General features: G+C 34.6%; 7 protein-coding genes. 6 read left to right on the top strand and 1 reads right to left on the bottom strand.

Features of this window, described 5'->3' with window-relative positions:
* From ACIPNH_RS03565 to ACIPNH_RS03550, 4 genes are all read left to right on the top strand, one after another.
* Window positions 1-559 (top strand): metal ABC transporter permease (locus ACIPNH_RS03565; RefSeq protein WP_400771767.1); only part of this gene is annotated, 559 nt, incomplete at its 5' end.
* Window positions 560-690: 131 nt separating this feature from the next.
* A complete protein-coding gene (locus tag ACIPNH_RS03560; protein ID WP_010082539.1) occupies window positions 691-870 on the top strand; it encodes a hypothetical protein in 180 nt (59 codons plus the stop codon).
* A 5-nt stretch (window positions 871-875) separates the two neighbouring features.
* Window positions 876-1,868, top strand: a complete 993-nt coding sequence (holA, locus tag ACIPNH_RS03555) for a DNA polymerase III subunit delta (protein WP_264724133.1) — start codon at window positions 876-878, stop codon at window positions 1,866-1,868.
* Between the two features lie 169 nt (window positions 1,869-2,037).
* Window positions 2,038-3,072: a Fic family protein gene (locus ACIPNH_RS03550; RefSeq protein ID WP_209472855.1), complete on the top strand. Its 1,035-nt coding sequence runs from the start codon at window positions 2,038-2,040 to the stop codon at window positions 3,070-3,072.
* A 37-nt stretch (window positions 3,073-3,109) separates the two neighbouring features.
* Here the strand turns inward: ACIPNH_RS03550 and ACIPNH_RS03545 are convergent, their stop codons facing one another.
* Window positions 3,110-3,334, bottom strand: coding sequence for a hypothetical protein (locus ACIPNH_RS03545; RefSeq protein WP_274979939.1), 225 nt, complete (start codon window positions 3,332-3,334; stop codon window positions 3,110-3,112).
* 136 nt (window positions 3,335-3,470) lie between these two features.
* Between ACIPNH_RS03545 and dapB the strand changes: the two genes are divergently transcribed.
* Together dapB and pstB are read left to right on the top strand one after the other, a co-directional pair.
* Window positions 3,471-4,256 (top strand): 4-hydroxy-tetrahydrodipicolinate reductase, encoded by a 786-nt coding sequence (gene dapB / locus ACIPNH_RS03540; RefSeq protein ID WP_010962542.1) that lies wholly within the window; start codon window positions 3,471-3,473, stop codon window positions 4,254-4,256.
* Window positions 4,253-5,011 carry a phosphate ABC transporter ATP-binding protein PstB gene (gene pstB / locus ACIPNH_RS03535; RefSeq protein WP_006280935.1) on the top strand — a complete coding sequence of 253 codons (759 nt, stop codon included), beginning with the start codon at window positions 4,253-4,255 and terminating at the stop codon, window positions 5,009-5,011. Before dapB ends, pstB begins: the two co-directional genes overlap by 4 nt.
* The last annotated feature ends 139 nt before the right edge of the window (window positions 5,012-5,150 follow it).

Raw genomic sequence — 5,150 nt, 5'->3', positions numbered from 1 at the left:
TTCTGCTGATACGATATTGAACATTGTTACCAATGTAGTTTTATCATCGAGTTTAATACTTATGTCTTTTCTTCCATCTGGCAATAATAGTATTATTAGCTCACTGTTTGGTGATATATTAACGCTCGATCAAAGTGATATAGTATTGATTTTTTTAACCTCTGCAGTAGTTACTTTGATATTAATATTTAGATGGCGTTATTGGTTAATGATTTCAATTAATCAAGATTTAGCAGTAGTTGAAAAAATTAATGTTACCTTTGTTAGACTAGAATTTTTAATCACTCTTGCTATATTTATAGCAATTGCTGCCCAACTAATAGGAATATTACTCATTGCTGCATTTTTGCTAATACCAGCAGCATCTGCAAGGCTCATTTCGAAAACTCCAATGCAGATGATTATTGTTGCAACAGTTTTTTCTGTGATCTCTGGGATATCAGGTCTCATGTTATCTGCAAGTTTTGATTTGTTAACTGGACCTGCAATTATACTTGTTGCAGCGGTATATTTAATTATCGTTTATTTTATAAGGCTAGTATTAAGCAGGTTGGCTTAATTTTGATCTCGAATGTTAATAATTTTGTAATATACTCATTATAAAACATCACTATCTTAGCACAAAATAGTTTTTGCTATACTATTATTTATATGCTAATGATAAGTTGTTAATTTTATGGAGTAAGCAATATGAGCGAAGAAGGATTTTTTTCCAAATATATATCTCAACCTGTGAAAAAATTTTATAATTATATTACAGGAAAAACAGAAGAGTCAGATGATGTAGCAGGTGATGTGCATAATATTGCACAAGGAGACTCAGAGTCTTTGGATACTCATGTACAGTCAAATGAGAATGATATCATATAGATAGCATGAGGGTCACACCATCCAAAGTTAAAAAATTCCTAGAGAAACCTGATGCTTTACGTGGTGTGTTAATTCATGGAAGTGATAACAGTAGGGTTGATTTTTATGTACAAGAAATAATTGCTAATTTGGGCGAGTATTCAGTTCAGGTGATGGGTTTTGCAATAGTGAATAAGTCACCCAGTTTACTGTTTTCTGAATTGGCAAACGTTTCGATGTTTACCAGCAAAAAATTAATTAAGCTGATAAATGTGAGTGGAGGTATATCCAAGGAGTTAAAAAATGTATTGGATTATAACGCAAGTGGTCATTATGTAATGATGGTAGCAAATGATCTTCCATATAATTCTGCGACTAAAAGTTATATGGAGAGTTCAAAAATTTTTGGTGTGATTGCTTGCTATAAAGACAGCAACAGCAATCTTTATGATATTATATCAAGTTACTTAAAACAAAATGATATAAAATGCACAAATGAGATAATCTACCATTTGCAATCTTACTTTAATCATAGCAAGCTGCCTATATGTTCAGAACTTGAGAAGTTAGTTTTGTACTTAGGGGAGAGAAAAGACCTAAAACTTACTGATATAGAATTATGCTTTTCAACTTCCGGCAACGACTATGCTACACTTGATGATCTATGCTCTGCCATAGCAAGTAAAGATATGTCGCGCTTCATTAGAATTTCTGATGCATTGATATCGCAAGAAAATTTTTCACCGATAGCGCTAATTCGCATTATATCAAATTATTTCCTACGCCTTGAAAACGTTTTGCTGTCAGTGCAAGGTGGAATGAGTGAGCAGGCTGCGATTGATCAGCTAAGCCCTCCATTGTTTTTTAAACAATTGCAGAGTTTTAAATCTCATTTGAAAAGTTTGCAACTTTCAGAACTTAAGAAGATCTTGGAAAAATTGATAAGCTTAGAAGTTACCTGTAAAAAAACTGATTTAGATCATAAAATGATTTTTCAACATGCACTGACGGGTAGCTGACTACTCGGATCCAGCCTTTCTTATAATTTCATCAAAATGTTGTATTTTAACATAAAATAGCTGCTTTTATGCCTACCAAAATTCATTCTTTAGTGTGTGTCTCACAAGTATTCTTTGCTAATAGGATATTTTCGAATATAATTGAATATACCTAGATAAAAATACAGATATGTTTGACATTTCAAAAATTGTAATAACACCTGAAATGTTAAAATTAGTTGCTGAAATTGATGAATTTAAAGGAGCATGGCAATTGTTTGGTAATTTAGCTCCAGAACGTTTACAAATGCTCAAGAAAATTGCAACAATTGAAAGTATTGGTTCTTCTACTCGTATTGAAGGGGCAAGATTATCAGACCGTGAAGTTGAGCAATTACTATCCAAACTTGATACACGCTCATTTCGTTCTCTAGATGAACGAGAAATAGCCGGATATGCGTATGTGTGTGAAGAAGTATTTCAAAACTTTAACAAGATGCCATTTACAGAAAACACTATAAAACAGTTTCACATCTGGCTTTTACAATTTTCATATAAAGATCAAAGGCACATGGGAGAATATAAAAAATTCCCCAATCATGTTGAAGCGTTTGATGAATCTGGAAAAAGCTTGGGCATAGTTTTTGAAACAGCCTCTCCATTTGAGACAGCAACACAAATGCAAGAACTTATTTATTGGACTAGCCAGCAATTAGAGGTGAAATCGTTACACCCTCTATTAATTATTGGCATTTTTATAGTTACTTTTTTAGCTATTCATCCCTTCCAGGATGGAAATGGCAGATTATCACGCATTCTCACAACTTTCTTGTTACTAAAGTTAGGGTATATCTATGTACCTTACAGTTCCCTTGAAAGTAATAAGGAGAGTTACTACTTAGCTTTGCGTCGTACTCAACAATCCTTGAAGACGAGCAGCTATGATTTTAATCCATGGCTTATATTCTTTTTAAGGTCACTACAAAAGCAAAAATTTCATCTTGAACAAAAGGTGTCACATGAAAAAGTGTTAAATCTCTATTTACCACCACTTTCTGCTAAAGTATTAGCACTACTCAGCAAACATGGACGTCTTACAATTAAGGATTTGGAAAATATTACTAAAGCAAACTGCAATACCTTAAAGAAGCACGTATCTAATCTCGTAAAGAGTAATCACATCACTCAGCATGGAAAAGGCAAAGCAACCTGGTATGTAATATAGAGCTCAATAGGATATGTATTCATTTTGAATTGTTAAATTATTCAGCTATAGAATATAGATCACAACTGTACAAACATTGTAGTTTGAGCCCACTAGATCCCAGTGCCCTATTCTTGTCATCCCAGTGCCTTCTCCTGTCATCCCAGTGCCCAGACACTGGGATCCAGAAAAGTTTGCTTGTAAGCAAGCAAACTAGCATAGAAAAACGTTTTCGATGAGATTGCAGAAAGGCTAGATTCCAGACTGGAATGACATCGTTCACTATGTACCATATTGCAATAGTTGTGGTCAAGGCACTGGGATCTGAAATTGCAGTGTTCGTACAGCTATAGAATATAGATCAGAAGTGACAGAGCTTAAAAAAAGGCCTAACATTCTTAATAAACGTAAAAAGCTTTATGAAAATCAGAGTTGGAGTAATAGGCTGCTTAGGCAGAATGGGCAAAAAAATACTCAATGAATTAATTACAAATACCAAAGTGGAAATAGCAGGTGCTGTTGCCCGTTCAGGCAGTAAGTACATAGATTCAGATATTGGACCAATTATAGCCAATCTAGGAATTAAAGTTACAAGTTCTATTAGTGGCATATTTGAGTCATCTGACGTTGTAATAGATTTTACAACTAAAGAATGTATGTTAGACTGCCTTAAAGCAGCTGTAAAATTTAAAACACCGCTGGTTAGTGGCACAACTGGAATAGAAGGTGTCGATTTGAAAGAATATGCTGCTGAAGTTCCAATATTATGGTCAGCAAATATGAGTGTTGGGGTTAATGTGTTGCTGAAATTGGTAAAAAAAGCTGCTGAGCTTTTAGGTAATGAATATGACGTTGAGATTTGGGAAATGCATCATAACTTAAAAAAGGATTCACCATCTGGAACAGCTATAGAACTTGGCAAAACAATTGCTAACGCTTCAAAAGTGGATTTTCAGTCCAATCAATATTTACATAGTGGTTCAAACATAAGGAAAAAGGGGGGAATAGGTTTTGCAGTATCTCGTGGAGGTGGAGTAATAGGAGATCACAGCGTGATGTTTGTTAATTCTGATGAACGGATAGAACTAAACCACAAAGCAATTGATCGCACAACATTTGCTAGAGGAGCTGTTCAAGCAGCAGTATGGCTATACGAAAATAAAAGAGAAATTCCGGGGCTCTATTCAATGCAGGATGTGATATGAGCAATACACGTGCCTCTGTTAAAGATTTAAATCTCTGGTACGGCTCTAAGCAAGTTTTATTCGATATAAATTTGAATATTTATAAAAGAAAAGTTACTACTTTTATCGGACCATCCGGGTGCGGTAAATCAACATTTTTGCGTTGTTTTAATCGTATGAATGACTATGTACCAGGTTGCAAAACTGTTGGTGAATTAGATATCGATGGGCTGGGTGATATATATTCACGCGATATGGATGTTGTACTACTTAGAGCAAAAGTTGGTATGGTATTTCAAAAGCCAAATCCTTTTCCAAAATCAATATATGATAATGTTGCTTGTGGGCCAAAATTGCATGGTATGGCGAAGGATAAGCAAAAATTGAATGAGATGGTGGAAAATAGTTTAACCAAGGTTGGTTTATGGGAAGAATTGAAGGACAGATTGCAAGATAGCGCACTCAATTTATCCGGTGGCCAACAACAGAGACTATGCATTGCTCGCGCAATTGCAGTGAAGCCAACTATTTTATTAATGGATGAACCGTGCTCCGCTCTTGATCCAATGGCAACCAATGCAATCGAAAATCTTATACAAGAGCTGAAATTAAGATTTACTATAATTATGGTAACTCATTCAATGAAGCAAGCTAAGAAGTTATCTGATAGTGTGATTTTCTTTCATAATGGCAGAATTGTTGAGTCTGGAAGCACTCAAGAAATATTCGAAAATGCTCAATCTCCCTTAACAAAGGAGTATATCCTGGATCATTAAATTTCTGACCTTACCCAGAAAAAGTGGAGAGAAAGAAAAGAGTTTTTTCGGGTAAAATAAAATTTTGGAGGATTAGAAATGGTAAGAGAATATACGGCAGAATTCAAATTGGAAGCTGTTAAGCTGGCAAATGAACAAA

It is taken from the genome of Wolbachia endosymbiont of Drosophila barbarae, assembly GCF_044752445.1.
GTDB classification, from domain to species: domain Bacteria; phylum Pseudomonadota; class Alphaproteobacteria; order Rickettsiales; family Anaplasmataceae; genus Wolbachia; species Wolbachia pipientis.
Note: the sequence above shows the minus strand (reverse complement) of the source record. Positions and strands in the feature narration are given on the sequence as shown.